This window comes from Burkholderia sp. ABCPW 111, from assembly GCF_000773065.1.
Taxonomy (GTDB): domain Bacteria; phylum Pseudomonadota; class Gammaproteobacteria; order Burkholderiales; family Burkholderiaceae; genus Burkholderia; species Burkholderia savannae.
The window spans coordinates 95710-112305 of sequence record NZ_JPWT01000121.1; the positions used below are offsets into that span (position 1 = coordinate 95710).

The following is a 16596-nucleotide window of genomic DNA, read 5'->3' on the forward strand; positions in this document are numbered from 1 at the left end:
TCTGGGCGCGCGAGCGCGCCGTTTCGCGACCGTCGAGGCCCTCGTCCATTCGGCAAAACTAGACAAATTTCTCTAATTGGCGATAAAGTTCGCGCAATTCCGCAGAAAAAGAAGCGACCATGACACGATTGCTGGTGCTGCACGGCCCTAACCTGAACCTTCTCGGCACCCGGGAGCCGGAGGTGTACGGCCGCGTGACGCTCGAGCAGATCGATCGGGCGCTTGCCGCGCGGGCGCAGGAGGCGGGCGTCGAGCTCGAGTCGTTTCAGAGCAACCACGAGGGCGCGATCGTCGACCGCGTCCAGGCTGCGAGAGGCGACGGCACCGAGTTCATCCTGATCAATCCGGCCGCGTATACGCATACGAGCGTGGCGATCCGGGATGCGCTCGCGGGCGTCGGCATTCCGTTCGTCGAGATTCATCTGTCGAACGTGCACCGGCGCGAGCCGTTCAGGCATCACTCCTATTTCTCCGATCAGGCCGAAGGCGTCATCTGCGGCCTCGGCTGGAAGGGTTATCTGTACGCGCTCGAATACGCGCTCGACAAGCTGCAAAGCGCGTCGCGCGGCTGATTTTCACGAACTCGATTCAGCGCCGGTCCCGAACCGGCGTTTCACGTATTGAAAGGGGAACTCCCGATGGACCTTCGCAAGCTGAAAACTCTGATCGACCTCGTCTCCGAATCCGGCATCTCCGAGCTGGAAGTCACCGAAGGCGAAGGCAAGGTGCGCATCGTCAAGAACGCGCCGCCGGTCTATGTGCAGCCGTCGGCCGGCTTCTCGCCGCAGGTGAGCGCCCCCGCCCCCGTCATGACGGCGCCGATCGAAGGCGCGGGCGCCTCGGCTCCCGCCGCCGCGCCCGCCGCCGCTGCGCCGCAGGGCCACATCGTGACGTCGCCGATGGTCGGCACGTTCTACCGCGCGCCGTCGCCGGGCGCCGATCCGTTCGCCCAGGTCGGCGACACCGTGAAGGAAGGCCAGACGCTTTGCATCATCGAAGCGATGAAGCTCCTGAACGAAATCGAATCCGACAAAGCCGGCGTCATCAAGGAAATCCTCGCCGAAAACGGCCAAGCCGTCGAATACGGCCAGCCGCTTTTCGTGATCGGCTAAGACCCGCCGCGCGGCGCGCCCGCAAGCGACGCCGCTCCTCTCAAGGCGCGCGCTCGCTCGCCCATCGAAGAGACGAATACTCGCTATGTTTGAAAAAATCCTCATTGCCAACCGCGGGGAAATCGCGCTGCGCATTCAGCGCGCGTGCCGCGAGCTCGGCGTCAAGACGGTGGTCGTCTACTCCGAGGCCGACAAGGAAGCCAAGTACGTGAAGCTAGCCGACGAAGCGGTCTGCATCGGCCCCGCTCCGTCGAATCTGAGCTACCTGAACATGCCGGCCCTCATCAGCGCGGCCGAAGTCACCGACGCCGAGGCGATCCACCCGGGCTACGGCTTCCTGTCGGAGAACGCCGATTTCGCCGAGCGCGTCGAGCAATCGGGCTTCACGTTCATCGGCCCGCGCCCGGACACGATCCGCATGATGGGCGACAAAGTCACCGCGAAGCAGACGATGATCCGCACCGGCGTACCGTGCGTGCCGGGCTCGGACGGCGCGTTGCCGGACGATCCGAAGGAGATCGTGAAAATTGCGCGCGCGGTCGGCTATCCGGTGATCATCAAGGCGGCGGGCGGCGGCGGCGGACGCGGGATGCGCGTCGTTCACACCGAAGCGGCGCTCGTGAACGCGGTCAACATGACGCGCGAGGAAGCGGGCCGTGCATTCGGCAATCCGCAGGTCTACATGGAGAAGTTCCTCGAAAATCCGCGCCACATCGAGATTCAGGTGCTCTCCGATTCGCACAAGAACGCGGTCTGGCTCGGCGAGCGCGACTGCTCGATGCAGCGCCGCCACCAGAAGGTGATCGAGGAAGCGCCGGCGCCCGGCATCGCGCGCCGCCTGATCGACCGAATCGGCGACCGCTGCGCGGACGCGTGCAAGAAGATGGGCTACCTCGGCGCGGGCACGTTCGAGTTCCTGTACGAGAACAACGAGTTCTACTTCATCGAGATGAACACGCGCGTGCAGGTCGAGCATCCGGTGACGGAGCTGATCACGGGCGTCGACATCGTCCAGGAGCAGATCAAGATCGCCGCGGGCGAGAAGCTGTCGTTCCGCCAGCGCGACATTCAATTCCGCGGCCACGCGATCGAATGCCGGATCAACGCCGAAGATCCGTTCAAGTTCACGCCGTCGCCGGGCCGGATCACGTCGTGGCACACACCGGGCGGCCCCGGCATCCGCGTCGATTCGCACGCGTACAATGGGTATTTCGTGCCGCCCAACTACGATTCGATGATCGGCAAGCTGATCGCCTACGGCGCGACGCGCGAGCAGGCGATCAGCCGGATGCGCATCGCGCTGTCGGAAATGGTGGTCGAAGGCATCCTGACCAACATCCCGCTGCATCGCGAGCTGATGCTCGACTCGAAGTTCGTCGAAGGCGGCCCGAGCATCCATTATCTCGAGAACCGGCTCGCGCAGAAGCTGCAGGCCGCGCCGGAAGAAGCGTAATCATGAGCTATCGGGAACTCGTCGCCGAGCTGCCCCGCGAGCACGCGGACGCGCTGTCCGACGCGCTCGTCGAGCTGGGCGCGCTGTCGGTGTCCGTCGAGGACGCCGATGCCGACACGCCGGACGAGCAGCCGCTCTTCGGCGAACCGGGTCTGACGCCCGAGCGCACCGCGTGGCAGCACTCGCGCGTGATCGCGCTCGTCGACGCGACGCAGGACCCCGCGGTGCTGCTCGCCGCCGCCGCGAACGAGGCCGGCCTCGACGAGACGCCGCGCTTCGCGCTGCGCGAAGTCGAGGAGCAGGACTGGGTGCGGCTCACGCAATCGCAATTCGACCCGATCCACATCGGCGAGAAGATCTGGGTCGTGCCGTCGTGGCACGACGCGCCGGAGCCCGACGCGCTCGTGCTCGAGCTCGATCCGGGCCTCGCGTTCGGCACGGGCAGCCATCCGACGACGCGCCTTTGCATGGAATGGCTCGAGCAGACCGTAAAGCCCGGGCAGACGGTGCTCGATTACGGCTGCGGCTCCGGCATTCTCGCGATCCTCGCGAAGAAGTGCGGCGCGGGCAGCGTGACCGGCATCGACATCGATCCGCAGGCGGTCGAAGCGGCGCGCCAGAACAGCGAGCGCAATCGCGCGGACGTCACGTACGGCCTGCCCGGCGACTGCCCGGACGGCGAATTCGACATCGTCGTCGCGAACATCCTGTCGAATCCGCTGAAGCTGATGGCGTCGATGCTCGCATCGAAAGTGAAGCCGGGCGGGCGCATCGCGCTGTCGGGCGTGCTCGCGCGGCAGGCGGACGAAGTCGCGAGCGTCTACGCCCGCTATATCGACATCGCCGTCTGGCGCGAACACGAAGGCTGGGTATGCCTCGCCGGAAAGCGGCGCGAAAGCCATTAGAATAAGCGCTGTCCTTCACTCAGGCCCCGCTGGCTGCCCGGCTGACCATGCTCCTCGCAACGCGCTGCCCTCATTGTGAAACCGTCTTCCGACTGCAGCGGGAACAGCTCGCGCTGCACGACGGTCTCGTGCGCTGCGGCCACTGCCAGCAGGTGTTCGACGCGGCGCGCTCGCTCGTGCCCGCCGCGCACGAGGCGGCCGCTGCGCAAACGGCGCCGTACGCGCAACAGCAGCCGGCGCCGCAGCGCCTGTTCGATGCAACGTCGCCTGATCGACGTCCGCTCGAAGCCGGTCATCGCGATTTCGCGCCGGGCGCATGGGACATGTGGGCGCCGTGGCTCGACGGCGTCGTCGATCCGAAGCTGCAGGTGACGAGCGCGAGCGTCGCGGCCCCGCCGAACGGCGCGGCTGCGATGCAAAGCGCGGCGGAACAAGCGCGCGAGCCCGAAGCCGACGTGCCGACGCACGAAGCCCACGAAGCCCACGATGCGCCTGACGCGCCCGAAGCCCCCGAATTCTCCGAAACCGAAGCGCAAGCCGCGCAAACGCCGTCGCCCGCCGAACGCGCGGCGCACGTGCCGCCCGCGGCCGCTCCCGGCGCGCATGCAACCCGAACGCCCGACGTCGACTTGCCCGCCGTCGGCACGCGCGAATTTCCGCCGCCGCCGCACCCGGCGCCCGATCTCGATCACCGCGTGACCGCCGAGCGCGAGCCCGAAGCCGCGCACGCCTTCGGCCTGCGGCACGACGATGCGGCCGAACCCGTGCTCGCGTCGCCCTCGGCCGCAGCCGCGGCGCTCGCCGATACCGCGCACGATCGCGAGCCGCGCTTCGGCGCGGCGGCATCGCCCCGAACGCAGGCCGAGCCGTTCGCGGCAACGCCCGAAGCCGACGAGCGCGAGCATTTCGCGATGACCCGCGAAGCCCGCGCGAATGCCGCGCGCGGCGGCTTCGCGCGCGCGCTCGGCATGAGCGTCGCACTGGCGCTCGCCGCGCTGCTCGCCGCGCAGCTCGCATGGTGGCAACGCGAGACGATCACGATCTATTGGCCGTCGACCGAGCCGCTCTTCAAGCAGGCATGCACCGCGCTCGGCTGCACGGTCGCGCCGCCGCGCGCGATCGACGGTCTGCGGCTCGACGCGTCCGACCTGCGCCAGCTCGACGGCCCGCGCCTCCTCGAGCTGAAGGTGCCGCTCACGAATCGCTACCGCGTCGCGCTCGCCTATCCGTCGATCGAGCTCACGCTGCTCGACGAAGCGAACAACATCACCGCGCGCCGCGTGCTCGCGCCGCGCGACTACGCGCGCCCCGGCACGCGCATCGAAGCGGGCATGCCCGCCGGCGCGACGCAGACGATGATCGTCCGCATCGAGACGAACGGCGTCGCCGCGTCGAACTTCCGCGTCCAGATCTTCTATCCGTAACGCGCCGCGAAGCGGCGCGTGGCCTCAACCCGTGCGCCGCATCGGCGCACACATTTGGAGCACGAACATGAGCAAAGTCACGCTGGGTGGCAACCCGATCGAAATCGCCGGCACGTTCCCGGCAGTCGGCTCGCAGGCCCCCGACTTCAAGCTGGTCGGCAAGGATCTCGCGGACGTGTCGCTGGCGAGCTTCGCCGGCAAGCGCAAGGTGCTGAACATCGTCCCGAGCCTCGACACGCCGACCTGCGCGACGTCGACTCGCAAGTTCAACGAAGCGGCGAGCAAGCTCGACAACACCGTCGTCATCGTCGTGTCGGCGGATCTGCCGTTCGCGGCAACCCGCTTCTGCACGACGGAAGGCCTCGCGAACGTGATCACCGCGTCGACGTTCCGCGGCGGCCGCGCATTCGCCGACGCGTACGGCGTGAACGTGACGAGCGGTCCGCTCGACGGCCTGACCGCGCGCGCGGTCGTCGTGATCGACGAGAACGACAAGGTGACGCACACCGAGCTCGTCGGCGAAATCAAGAACGAGCCGAACTACGACGCCGCCCTCGCCGCACTGAAGTAAGCCGCACCGAACGGCCGCGACGCGCCCCGCCCGCCAGCCGCGCGACGGGCGAAACGCGCGGCGCGGCCGCCCTTCCACCTTCTCTACAGGAACGCACACCTTGGCTACGCTGATCTGCGGTTCGATCGCCTACGACAACATCATGACCTTCGAAGGGCGCTTTCGCGAGCACATCCTGCCCGACCAGGTGCACCTCATCAATCTGAGTTTCCTCGTGCCGACGATGCGCCGCGAGTTCGGCGGCTGCGCGGGCAACATCGCCTATGCGCTGAATCTGCTCGGCGGCGACGCGCGGATGATGGGCACGCTCGGCGCGATCGACGCGCAGCCGTACCTCGACCGCCTCGACGCGCTCGGCCTCGCGCGCGACTACGTGCGCGTGCTGCCCGACACGTACTCGGCGCAGGCGATGATCACCACCGACCTCGACAACAACCAGATCGCCGCCTTCCACCCGGGTGCGATGATGCAGTCGCACGTGAACCACGCGGGCGAAGCGAAGGGCATCAAGCTCGCGATCGTCGCGCCGGACGGCTTCCAGGGGATGGTTCAGCACACCGAGGAGCTCGCGCAGGCGGGCGTGCCGTTCATTTTCGATCCGGGTCAGGGTTTGCCCCTCTTCGACGGCGCTACCTTGCGCCGCAGCATTGAACTTGCGACTTACATTGCTGTCAACGATTACGAAGCCAAGCTGGTGTGCGACAAGACGGGTTGGTCCGAAGACGAAATCGCCAGCCGGGTTCAGGCGCTCATCATCACGCGCGGCGAGCACGGCGCGACGGTCCGCCATCGCGACGGCGAAGAGCAGATCCCGGCCGTGAAGGCCGATCGGATCGTCGATCCGACCGGCTGCGGCGACGCGTTCCGCGGCGGCTTGCTGCATGGAATCGAGCACGGCTTCGACTGGGCGACGACGGGGCGCCTCGCGAGCCTGATGGGCTCGCTGAAGATCGCGCACCAGGGTCCGCAAACGTACACGCTGACTCGCGCGGAAATCGATGCGCGTTTCGAGACCGCGTTCGGCTACAGTCCGAAGTGAATCTTGTTTGGAGAAGATGAAACATGTTGACCAGGAAAACCCTCACGCTCGCCGCGATGCTGACCGCGACGGTGACGCTCGCAGGCTGCTTCACGCCGCCGGGTTCGGCCGACGTTTATAGCGTCGGCCAGGCGCAGCGCGAGCAGACCGTGCGGATGGGCACGGTCGAAACCGTCCGCGCAGTGCGGATTCAGGGCGACGGCGGCGGCGGCGCGCTCGGCACGCTCGGCGGCGGCGCGCTCGGCGCGGTCGCCGGCAGCGCGATCGGCGGCGGTCGCGGCTCGGTGCTGACCGCGATCGCGGGCGGCATCGCCGGCGCGGTCGCGGGCAACGCGGTCGGCCAGGGCCTCAGCTCGGCGAACGGCGTCGAAATCACCGTGCGCCTCGACAACGGCGACCTGCGCTCGATCACGCAGGCAGCGACGCCCGAAGCGTTCCGCGCGGGCGAGCGCGTGCGACTGCTGTCGAGCGGCGGCGTGACTCGCGTCACGCACTGATCGGCGCGCCGGCGAGCACGCCCGGCGCCCCGAAGCACGATGCGGCGCGAGCCGCACAGCCAAAAAACGCATGTGCCTCTGCGCGCGTGCGTTTTTTTATGCGCCTGCGGATAACCCGCCACGCACCGCTGCCGGCCTCGACATGAAAAAATCCCGCCACCGGCGAGCCGATGACGGGATCTCGATCGAGTAGGACTACTCGATTCAGGACACAGCGAATGTGTCCGTCTGGGCGCAGCGAGTCTTTACGGACGGCTGCCGGTCGGGAACGGCCATGCCGCTGCCGGGTTGAGCGCGGTCTTCACGCCCGATGCCGGAGCAACCGATGCCGTCGACGCCGTCGTCGCCGGCGCAGCCTTCTTCACGACCGCCTTCTTCGGCGCAGCCGCCTTCTTTGCGGGCGCAGCCTTCTTCGCAGGCGCGGCCTTCTTCGCAGCAGCCTTCTTCGCAGGCGCGGCCTTCTTCGCGGCAGCCTTCTTCGCCGGCGCCTTCTTCGCGGCAACCTTCTTCGCCGCGACCTTCTTCACTGCGACTTTCTTCGCAGCGGCCTTCTTCGCCGGCGCCTTCTTCGCGGCGACCTTCTTCGCAGCAACCTTCTTCGCCGCGACCTTCTTCACTGCGACTTTCTTCGCAGCAGCCTTCTTCGCCGGCGCCTTCTTCGCGGCAACCTTCTTCGCTGCGACCTTCTTCGCCGGTGCCGCCTTCTTGGCAGCGACCTTCTTCACCGCGACCTTCTTCGCAGCAACCTTCTTCACCGCTGCCTTCTTGGCCGGTGCGGCCTTCTTGGCAGCAACCTTCTTCGCGGCAGCCTTCTTGGCAGCCGGCTTCTTCTTGGCAAGTGCCATCATTTTCTCCTTCAGGTTCAGATGAGAGTCAGTTCAAACTACACCCTTCGTCAAAACCCGCTTCCCGCGGACGTCTATCAGAACGTGCGCTGCGAAGCGGGCTATTCATCGGCGTACGCGGATGACGCTTGCTTACGCTAATGAATACGGTATGGCGCACCGTGCCGCTCGGCACCGCGCGCCAAATCAAGTCGGCGACCGGCGCGCCCTGCGCCGCCGCCCCTAATCGCTTGATCGAGCCGGCGGCCGCTCGGCCGCCCGCTTTTTCCGGAGGGAAGTTTGCCCATCCCACTGAAGGGTTCGCAAAGTGCCTGTCGTGTACTTGGGCCCTTGAGGCGCCGGACATGCTTTGCATCAGGCGTTCTTGCTCCTAAACCTTGTGCCGGGCACGGCGCCCGGCATCCACATCGTTACTCGTCGACTGCGCGCCGGGTCACTCCCACGACAGCGCGCCGCCCGTCTGATACTCGATCACCCGCGTCTCGAAGAAGTTGCGTTCCTTCTTCAAGTCGATCATCTCGCTCATCCACGGAAACGGGTTTTCCTCGTTCGGGAACAGCGGATCGAGGCCGATCTGCTGGCAGCGGCGATTGCAGATGAAGCGCAGGTAGCTCTTGAACATCGACGCGTTCAGGCCCAGCACGCCGCGCGGCATCGTGTCTTCCGCGTAGCGATACTCGAGATCGACGGCGTGCTTGAACAGCTCGCGGATCTCGGCGCGGAATTCGGCCGTCCACAGGTGCGGGTTCTCGAGCTTGATCTGGTTGATCAAGTCGATCCCGAAGTTGCAGTGCATCGACTCGTCGCGGAGGATGTACTGATATTGCTCCGCCGCGCCCGTCATCTTGTTCTGACGGCCGAGCGCGAGAATTTGCGTGAAGCCGACGTAGAAGAACAGGCCTTCCATGACGCACGCGAACACGATCAGCGACTTCAGCAGCTTCTGATCGGCTTCCAGCGTGCCCGTCTTGAAAGCCGGGTCGGTCAGCGTATGGATGAACGGAATCAGGAACTCGTCCTTCGCGCGGATCGACTCGACCTCGTGGTACGCGTTGAAGATCTCGCCTTCGTCGAGGCCGAGCGATTCGACAATATATTGGTACGCGTGCGTGTGGATCGCCTCTTCGAACGCCTGTCGCAGCAGGAACTGCCGGCACTCCGGCGCCGTGATGTGGCGGTACGTGCCGAGCACGATGTTGTTTGCCGCGAGCGAATCGGCCGTCACGAAGAAGCCGAGGTTGCGCTTGACGATCCGGCGCTCGTCTTCCGTCAGGCCGTTCGGGTCCTTCCACAGCGCGATGTCGCGGGACATGTTGATTTCCTGCGGCATCCAGTGATTCGCGCAGCCGGCCAGGTACTTCTCCCACGCCCACTTGTACTTGAACGGCACGAGCTGATTGACGTCGGTCTGGCCGTTGATGATGCGCTTGTCGGCGACGTTGACGCGCGCTTCCGAAGCGACGGCTGCCGGCGCATGCGGCGCTACCGCGAAATCGCCCGCGAAGATGTCGCGCGCCGACGAAGCTTGATGAGCGGCAGGCACCGCAGCCTGCAATCCGACGGCCATTCCTGCGGGGTCGCGCATCGCGTTTTGCTGCGCTCCGCTCGCGGGAGTTACGGCAGTCTTCTCGTCATCCCAGTTGAGCATAAATTCTCACCATCAATTTAGATCGGTTTGTACCATCTTTTCCTGAGCGATAAAAGGGTTCGCTCACGAAAAATCCTTTTTTCGATTCGCGTTGCGACCTCGATACAACACTTTGAGCAACGCATCGTCATTCATGCGGAGCGCGATGTGTGCCGCACGTGATTCGCGAGGTGCGCTCGACGCATCGAACGCGGATCGAAACGCGACGTCGTCGGGAATGTTTCGATCACTCTTCCTGCTCGCTGCAACGCGTTCGCTGCGTTACAGATTCCTTATCATTTTTTTTAGTAGAGAGCGGCGCGCACTTCAACCTTTATCGGTCTTCGCCACGCGCCGCTCGCGCTCTTTGCGCGCTACGCGCGCCGCATCACTGGCACGCTTCGCACTCTTCGAAGCCCGGATCGCCCGGGCGCATCGTGCACACCGGACCGTCCGCTTCGATCGGCGCCGCGCTCAGCGCACCCGACTGCGCATCGCCGCCCGCCGCGCCGAAACCGCCCGCCGCGCCTTGCGCGCCGCCCGCGGCACCGCCGCTCGAGCCGCCCGAAGTCGGCACCGCGTTCAGCGCGCCGTGCGCGACCGTCGACTTCTCGACGTGCGTCGCCGCCATCGTGCGCAGGTAGTACGTCGTCTTCAGGCCACGCAGCCACGCGAGCTTGTAGACCTCGTCGAGCTTCTTGCCCGACGCGCCGCCCATGTAGATGTTCAGCGACTGCGCCTGGTCGATCCACTTCTGACGGCGCGACGCCGCCTCGACGAGCCACTTCGGATCGACTTCGAACGCGGTCGCGTAGATCGCGCGCAGGTCGGCGGGGATACGGTCGATGCGCGACAGCATGCCGTCGAAGTACTTCAGGTCGGCGACCATCACCTCGTCCCACAGGCCGCGCTCCTTCAGGTCGCGCACCAGGTACTCGTTGACCACCGTGAATTCGCCCGACAGGTTCGACTTCACGTACAGGTTCTGGAAGGTCGGCTCGATGCACGCCGACACGCCGATGATGTTCGAGATCGTCGCCGTCGGTGCGATCGCGACGCAGTTCGAGTTGCGCATGCCGAACGAGTCGATCCGCGCGCGCAGCGCCGGCCAGTCGAGCGTTGCGCTCGTGTCGACCTCGACGTAGCCGCCGCGGGCCTGCGTCAGCAGCTTCAGCGTGTCCTGCGGGAGGATGCCGCGATCCCACAGCGAGCCGCGGTAGCTCGAGTAGCGGCCGCGCTCTTCGGCGAGCTCGGTCGACGCCCAGTACGCGTAGTAGCAGACCGCTTCCATCGAGCGATCGGCGAACTCGACCGCCTCCTCCGACGCGTACGGCGTGCGCAGCAGGTGCAGGCAGTCCTGGAAGCCCATGATGCCGAGGCCGACCGGACGGTGCTTCAGGTTCGAGTTGCGCGCCTTCGCGACCGCGTAATAGTTGATGTCGATGACGTTGTCGAGCATCCGCATCGCGACGCCGACCGTGCGCTTGAGCTTTTCCTGGTCCAGCGCGTAGCTGCCGTCGGCCTGCTTCGCGAGGTGCGCGACGAGGTTCACCGAGCCGAGGTTGCAGACGGCGATCTCGGTGTCGCTCGTGTTCAGCGTGATTTCCGTGCACAGGTTCGACGAGTGGACGACGCCGACGTGCTGTTGCGGCGAACGCACGTTGCACGGGTCCTTGAACGTGATCCACGGGTGGCCGGTCTCGAACAGCATCCCGAGCATCTTGCGCCAGAGCTGCTGCGCCGGAATCCTCTTGAACAGCTTGATCTCGCCGCGCGCGACCTTCTCTTCGTAGCCGACGTACGCCGCCTCGAACTCGGCGCCGAACTTGTCGTGCAGGTCCGGGCAGGTCGACGGCGAGAACAGCGTCCAGTCGCCGCCTTCCATCACGCGCTTCATGAACAGGTCGGGAATCCAGTTCGCCGTGTTCATGTCGTGCGTGCGGCGGCGGTCGTCGCCCGTGTTCTTGCGCAGCTCGAGGAATTCCTCGATGTCGAGGTGCCACGACTCCAGGTACGCGCACACCGCGCCCTTGCGCTTGCCGCCCTGGTTCACCGCGACCGCCGTGTCGTTGACGACCTTCAGGAACGGCACCACGCCTTGCGACTTGCCGTTCGTGCCCTTGATATGCGAGCCGAGCGCACGCACGCGGGTCCAGTCGTTGCCGAGGCCGCCCGCGAATTTCGACAGCAGCGCGTTGTCCTTCAGCGCTTCATAGATGCCGTCGAGATCGTCCGCGACCGTCGTCAGGTAGCACGACGACAGCTGCGAGCGGCGCGTGCCCGAGTTGAAGAGCGTCGGCGTCGAGCTCATGAAGTCGAAGCTCGACAGCACGTTGTAAAACTCGATCGCGCGCGCTTCACGGTCGATCTCGTTCAGCGCGAGGCCCATCGCGACGCGCATGAAGAACGCCTGCGGCATCTCGATGCGGGTGCCGTCGACGTGCAGGAAGTAGCGGTCGTACAGCGTCTGCAGGCCGAGGTAGCCGAACTGCAGGTCGCGGCTCGCGTCGAGCGCGTCGCCGAGGCGCTTCAGGTCGAACTGCAGCAGTTTGTCGTCGAGCAGCTCGGCTTCGACGCCGCGCTTCAGGAACTGCGGGAAATACTCGGCGTAGCGCGTCGACATTTCCGCCTGCGTCACTTCCTCGCCGAGGATCTCGCGGCGGATCGTGTGCAGCAGGATGCGCGCCGTGACCTGGCTGTACGCCGGGTCCTTCTCGATCATCGTGCGCGCGGCCAGGATCGCCGAGTCGTAGACCTGGGTCATCGGCACGCCGTCGTACAGGTTCTTGACCGTTTCCGAGACGATCGGCTCCGGGCTCACCGCGTCGCCCAGGCCTTCGCACGCCGACACGATCAGCGCGCGCAGCGCGTTCAGGTCGAGCGCACGCGTGACGCCGTTGTCCGTCACGTTGATGCCGCCGCCCGTCGACGATTCGACGGCCGCCGCCTCGCCCGCGTGAACGCGCTCGAGGTGGCGCTTCTCGCGATACAGCACGTACGCGCGCGCGACGTTGTGCTCGCCGCCGCGCATCAGCGCGAGCTCGACCTGATCCTGAATGTCTTCAATATGGAACGTGCCGCCGTTCGGGCGGCTGCGCATGAGCGCGCGCACGACGGACTGCGTCAGTTGCTCGACGAGCTCGCGCACGCGTGCCGACGCGGCGCCCTGGCCGCCGTTGACGGCCAGGAACGCCTTCGTCACCGCGATCGCGATCTTCGACGGTTCGAACGACACCACGCTGCCGTTGCGGCGGATCACCTTGTAGTCGGCGTACGTCGTCTGCGACGCAATTGCCGGCGCGCCTTGCGCGCCCCCGGCGAGAGAGCGGCTCGCCGCGCTCTCGAATTGGGACGTCGCGTTGTCGGTGGTTTGCATGGGCAAAACTCCTGGTGTTGGGTGATGCGGCAGGAACCGCGGATTAAAACGAACGGTGCGCCACAAGGTGCGCGAGCGGTAAGACGCGGAAGAAGCGGCTGCCTTGCCGGTTGGGTCCGAACGACGCGCTTGATTCGACACTGGTCTTCTTCATGCGCATCGCGCCCCCGGCTGCACCTTTCCACGTGGGTCGCAGCGCGCCGGACCGCTGGCCGGATGCGCCGCATTGAGAATGTCGCGTTCCGGCGGCAACGCCGGGACTGCGGTCGGGAACGGAAAATGCCCCCGATCGACACACTATATGTAGTGCCGAACTGCTCGATTGGCCCAAAGTATAGTGGAGCCTCGCGCGAGCGCCAAAGGAAAAATTTGCTCGCGGTCTATTGACAAGCGCGATACGCCGACGCGACAAGGCGCGGCCACTGAAACGATGCGGCGTGTGTCAAAAAGACCCCGCTCAGTGCTTCCGATAGGGAAAGTATCGCGGCGGGAAACCGACATCGTCTGCAAGACGTTGCCAATCGAAGTGCGGACCGGGATCGGTCTTGCGTCCGGGCGCGACATGCTCGTGGCCCGCGAACGCATCGATCGGGTAATGCGCGGCGAGCGCGCGCGCGAGCGCGGCGAGCGTCGCGTATTGCGGCGCATCGAACGCGACGTCGTCCGCGCCTTCGAGCTCGATGCCAATTGAAAAATCGTTACAGCGCTCGCGGCCGAAGAAGCTCGACGCGCCCGCGTGCCAAGCGCGCGCGTCGCACGACACGAACTGGATCAGCGCGCCGTCGCGCCGGATCAGGAAATGCGCGGAGACCCGCACGCCGCGCAGGTGCGCGGCGTAGTACGGATGCGCGTCGCAGTCGAGACGATTCTGGAACAGCTCGACGATCGCGTCGCCGCCGAACTCGCCGGGAGGCAGACTGATGTTGTGGATCACCACGAGCGAAGGCACGGCGCCGTCGGGCCGCGCCTCGAAATTCGGCGACGGCTCGCGCCGCACGCCGTCGACCCAGCCGTCGGCGTCGACGGTGAAGCGCCGCACGTCGTTCATGGTTCGCTGCGGCCGCCCGAATGCGCGGCGTGGCGCGCCGCGTGCTCCGGACTACAGAAATACTCGCCGCCTGCGGCGACTGCATCGCTCTTCGGCGCATGCACGCCGCACTCCGCGCAGCGGACCATCGGCTCCGGCAGCGCGGCGTCGCGCGCGCGGCCCGCATGAGCCGCGCCGCCCGGGCCTGACGCGGAATCCGCGGTGTGGCCCGCGCCGCCCGCGAACGGGCCGTCGCCGCGTGCCTGCGCCCGGCGAATCTTTCTCGCGAGCCACGAGCTCGCGAAGAACAGCACGATGAGAAGAAGGATTTGTCGCATCGAGATCAGGTGATCAAACCACGGAACGGTGCAGCAGCACCTCGAGAACGAAGCGGCTGCCGACGTAGGCGAGCAGCAGCGCGACGAACGACGCGAGCACCCAGCGTGCCACGCCGCGGCCTCGCCAGCCGGACGTCTTGTGCGCGACGAGGAGCCCGCCGAACATCAGCCAGGACAGGATCGCGAACACGGTCTTGTGATCGAGCTTGAGCGCGCGCGCGTCAATCTGCTCGCTGAACAGGATGCCCGTCGCGAGCGTCAGCGTGAGCAGGACGAAGCCCGCGCCGATGAGGCGAAACAGCAGCTTCTCGAGCGTCAGGAGCGGCGGCAGCGTGTCGAGCCAGCCGGCGACCCAGCCCGCCGACTCGCGAAACCCGTCGCGCCGCAGCGCGTGCAGACGCCGCTCGACCATCAGCATCAGCACCGCGTGGAGCGCCGCGATCGCGAAGAGCCCATACGCGATGTTCGCGATCAGGAAGTGCACCTTGAAGAGCGGCGCGGCCGCATACGGCAGCACGCGCACGCCGCCGAACGCGAGCGGCAGGAGCGACGCGACGCACGCGAGCGGCAGCACGAGAAGCCGCATGCCGTCGAGCGGAAAGAAGAAGCTCTCGACCCAGTAGATGCCGGCGCCGAGCCAGAACATCGCCGACAGCGCGAACGCGAAGCCGAACACCATCGCGTCGTGCGGGAAGATCGTCATGTGCAGCAGCACCCCGTGCGCGAGCAGCGCGGCGCCGAGAAGCGCGCGCCCGAGCCCGCCCATCCCGGCCGGCGCGGGTTCGCGCACGTGCGGAACGGACGGCACGCTCGCGACGAACGGCCCCGCCTCGCCCATGCGGCGCGTGCGCCAGCCGGCGACGGCGAGGCCGCCATACAGGAGCGCGGTGAGGGCATACAGTACAATATCCATGTTCGAAGTTTACACTAGGCCCCCTACCCGCGACGGCCGGCTTTTTGTCCCACTCGCGCCTGCGGGCTTCACTGTCCATCGCTCCCCATGCTCGACAATCTCACCCAACGGATGGCGCGCGTCGTCAAGACGCTGCGCGGCGAGGCCCGGCTCACCGAGGCGAACACCCAGGAGATGCTCCGCGAGGTGCGGCTTGCGCTCCTCGAAGCCGACGTCGCGCTGCCCGTCGTCCGCGACTTCATCGCGAAGGTCAAGGAAAAAGCGCTCGGCGAGGAGGTGATCAGCAGCCTGTCGCCCGGTCAGGCGCTCGTCGGCGTGGTCCAGAAGGAACTGACCGCCGTGATCGGCGGCGACTACGAAGGCAAGGCGGCCGAGCTGAACCTCGCCGTCACGCCGCCCGCGATCATCCTGATGGCGGGCCTGCAGGGCGCCGGCAAGACGACGACCGTCGGCAAGCTCGCGAAGCTCCTGCGCGAGAAGTACAAGAAGAAGGTGCTCACGGTCTCGTGCGACGTCTATCGCCCGGCCGCCATCGCGCAGCTGAAAACGGTGAGCGAGCAGGTCGGCGCCGACTTCTTCCCGTCGACGCCCGACCAGAAGCCCGTCGACATCGCGAACGCAGCCGTCGACTGGGCGAAGCGCCACTATCACGACGTGCTGCTCGTCGACACCGCGGGCCGCCTCGGCATCGACGAAGCGATGATGCAGGAGATCGCCGCGCTGCACGCGGCGCTCAAGCCAGTCGAGACGCTCTTCGTCGTCGACGCGATGCTCGGCCAGGACGCCGTCAACACCGCGAAGGCGTTCAACGACGCGCTGCCGCTCACGGGCGTCGTGCTGACGAAGCTCGACGGCGACTCGCGCGGCGGCGCCGCGCTGTCGGTGCGCCACGTGACGGGCAAGCCGATCAAGTTCGTCGGCGTCGCCGAAAAGCTCGACGGCCTCGAAGTGTTCCACCCCGACCGGATGGCGAACCGAATCCTCGGGATGGGCGACATCCTCGCGCTCGTCGAGGAAGCACAGCGCGGCGTCGACATCCAGGCTGCGGAGAAGCTCGCCAACAAGGTGAAGAAAGGCGGCGACTTCGACCTGAACGACTTCCGCGCGCAAATCTCGCAAATGAAGAACATGGGCGGGCTGTCGTCGCTGATGGACAAGCTGCCCGCGCAGTTCCAGCAGGCCGCGGCCGGCGCCGACATGGGCCAGGCCGAAAAGCAGATCCGCCGGATGGAAGGCATCATCAACTCGATGACGCCCGCCGAGCGCGCGAAGCCCGAGATCATCAAGGCGACGCGCAAGCGCCGGATCGCCGCGGGCGCGGGCGTGCCGGTGCAGGAAGTCAACCGGATGCTCAATCAGTACGACCAGATGCGCACGATGATGAAGAAGTTGAAGGGCGGCAACCTGCAGAAGATGATGCGCGGCATAAAGGGCATGATGCCCGGCCTGCGCTGATTCGCCGCGGCGCC

The 16596-nt window shown here is 66.5% G+C and carries 16 protein-coding genes and 1 pseudogene; 10 read left to right on the forward strand and 7 right to left on the reverse strand.

Annotated elements, in window-relative coordinates:
- The first annotated feature begins 119 nt into the window (after positions 1 to 119).
- The 8 genes from aroQ to X946_RS27120 all read left to right on the forward strand — a co-directional run bounded on the left by aroQ (position 120) and on the right by X946_RS27120 (position 7001).
- The gene (gene aroQ, locus X946_RS27085; protein WP_038754355.1) at positions 120 to 572 is read left to right on the forward strand and encodes a type II 3-dehydroquinate dehydratase; all 453 of its coding nucleotides are present in this window, start codon (positions 120 to 122) and stop codon (positions 570 to 572) included.
- A 66-nt stretch (positions 573 to 638) separates the two neighbouring features.
- On the forward strand, positions 639 to 1112 hold the full coding sequence (accB, locus tag X946_RS27090) for an acetyl-CoA carboxylase biotin carboxyl carrier protein (RefSeq protein ID WP_038754357.1): 474 nt from the start codon (positions 639 to 641) through the stop codon (positions 1110 to 1112).
- 85 nt (positions 1113 to 1197) lie between these two features.
- Entirely contained in the window at positions 1198 to 2565 is a 1368-nt protein-coding gene (gene accC, locus X946_RS27095) for an acetyl-CoA carboxylase biotin carboxylase subunit (protein WP_038754360.1), read from the forward strand.
- 2 nt (positions 2566 to 2567) lie between these two features.
- The gene (gene prmA / locus X946_RS27100; protein ID WP_038754363.1) at positions 2568 to 3470 is read left to right on the forward strand and encodes a 50S ribosomal protein L11 methyltransferase; all 903 of its coding nucleotides are present in this window, start codon (positions 2568 to 2570) and stop codon (positions 3468 to 3470) included.
- A 47-nt stretch (positions 3471 to 3517) separates the two neighbouring features.
- Positions 3518 to 4894: a DUF3426 domain-containing protein gene (locus tag X946_RS27105; protein ID WP_038754366.1), complete on the forward strand. Its 1377-nt coding sequence runs from the start codon at positions 3518 to 3520 to the stop codon at positions 4892 to 4894.
- 67 nt (positions 4895 to 4961) lie between these two features.
- Complete coding sequence (gene tpx, locus X946_RS27110; protein WP_038754541.1) at positions 4962 to 5465, forward strand: thiol peroxidase; 504 nt, start codon at positions 4962 to 4964, stop codon at positions 5463 to 5465.
- Positions 5466 to 5565: 100 nt separating this feature from the next.
- A complete protein-coding gene (locus tag X946_RS27115; RefSeq protein WP_038754369.1) occupies positions 5566 to 6504 on the forward strand; it encodes a carbohydrate kinase family protein in 939 nt (312 codons plus the stop codon).
- 23 nt (positions 6505 to 6527) lie between these two features.
- Positions 6528 to 7001 (forward strand): glycine zipper 2TM domain-containing protein, encoded by a 474-nt coding sequence (locus X946_RS27120; RefSeq protein WP_038754372.1) that lies wholly within the window; start codon positions 6528 to 6530, stop codon positions 6999 to 7001.
- Between the two features lie 245 nt (positions 7002 to 7246).
- Here the strand turns inward: X946_RS27120 and X946_RS27125 are convergent, their stop codons facing one another.
- The 4 genes from X946_RS27125 to X946_RS27135 form a co-directional block, all read right to left on the reverse strand.
- Positions 7247 to 7846 (reverse strand): histone H1-like DNA-binding protein, encoded by a 600-nt coding sequence (locus X946_RS27125; protein WP_038754376.1) that lies wholly within the window; start codon positions 7844 to 7846, stop codon positions 7247 to 7249.
- Positions 7847 to 7874: 28 nt separating this feature from the next.
- Positions 7875 to 8201 (reverse strand): hypothetical protein, encoded by a 327-nt coding sequence (locus tag X946_RS32545; protein WP_081990071.1) that lies wholly within the window; start codon positions 8199 to 8201, stop codon positions 7875 to 7877.
- 78 nt (positions 8202 to 8279) lie between these two features.
- Positions 8280 to 9494, reverse strand: coding sequence for a ribonucleotide-diphosphate reductase subunit beta (locus X946_RS27130; protein WP_038754379.1), 1215 nt, complete (start codon positions 9492 to 9494; stop codon positions 8280 to 8282).
- A gap of 367 nt (positions 9495 to 9861) precedes the next feature.
- The gene (locus X946_RS27135; protein WP_038754382.1) at positions 9862 to 12849 is read right to left on the reverse strand and encodes a ribonucleoside-diphosphate reductase subunit alpha; all 2988 of its coding nucleotides are present in this window, start codon (positions 12847 to 12849) and stop codon (positions 9862 to 9864) included.
- Positions 12850 to 12873: 24 nt separating this feature from the next.
- Between X946_RS27135 and X946_RS36770 the strand changes: the two are divergent.
- A pseudogene (locus X946_RS36770) lies at positions 12874 to 13156 on the forward strand (hypothetical protein).
- Positions 13157 to 13306: 150 nt separating this feature from the next.
- Here the strand turns inward: X946_RS36770 and ampD are convergent.
- The 3 genes from ampD to X946_RS27150 are packed head-to-tail and all read right to left on the reverse strand — an operon-like array spanning position 13307 to position 15127.
- Complete coding sequence (gene ampD, locus X946_RS27140) at positions 13307 to 13897, reverse strand: 1,6-anhydro-N-acetylmuramyl-L-alanine amidase AmpD (RefSeq protein WP_038754386.1); 591 nt, start codon at positions 13895 to 13897, stop codon at positions 13307 to 13309.
- Positions 13894 to 14214, reverse strand: a complete 321-nt coding sequence (locus X946_RS27145) for a PP0621 family protein (RefSeq protein WP_038754389.1) — start codon at positions 14212 to 14214, stop codon at positions 13894 to 13896. Before X946_RS27145 ends, ampD begins: the two co-directional genes overlap by 4 nt.
- A gap of 13 nt (positions 14215 to 14227) precedes the next feature.
- Complete coding sequence (locus X946_RS27150; RefSeq protein WP_038754392.1) at positions 14228 to 15127, reverse strand: cytochrome C assembly family protein; 900 nt, start codon at positions 15125 to 15127, stop codon at positions 14228 to 14230.
- An 87-nt stretch (positions 15128 to 15214) separates the two neighbouring features.
- On the opposite strand from X946_RS27150, the gene ffh reads away from it, so the two are divergent.
- Entirely contained in the window at positions 15215 to 16582 is a 1368-nt protein-coding gene (gene ffh / locus X946_RS27155) for a signal recognition particle protein (protein ID WP_038754395.1), read from the forward strand.
- Positions 16583 to 16596: the final 14 nt, after the last annotated feature.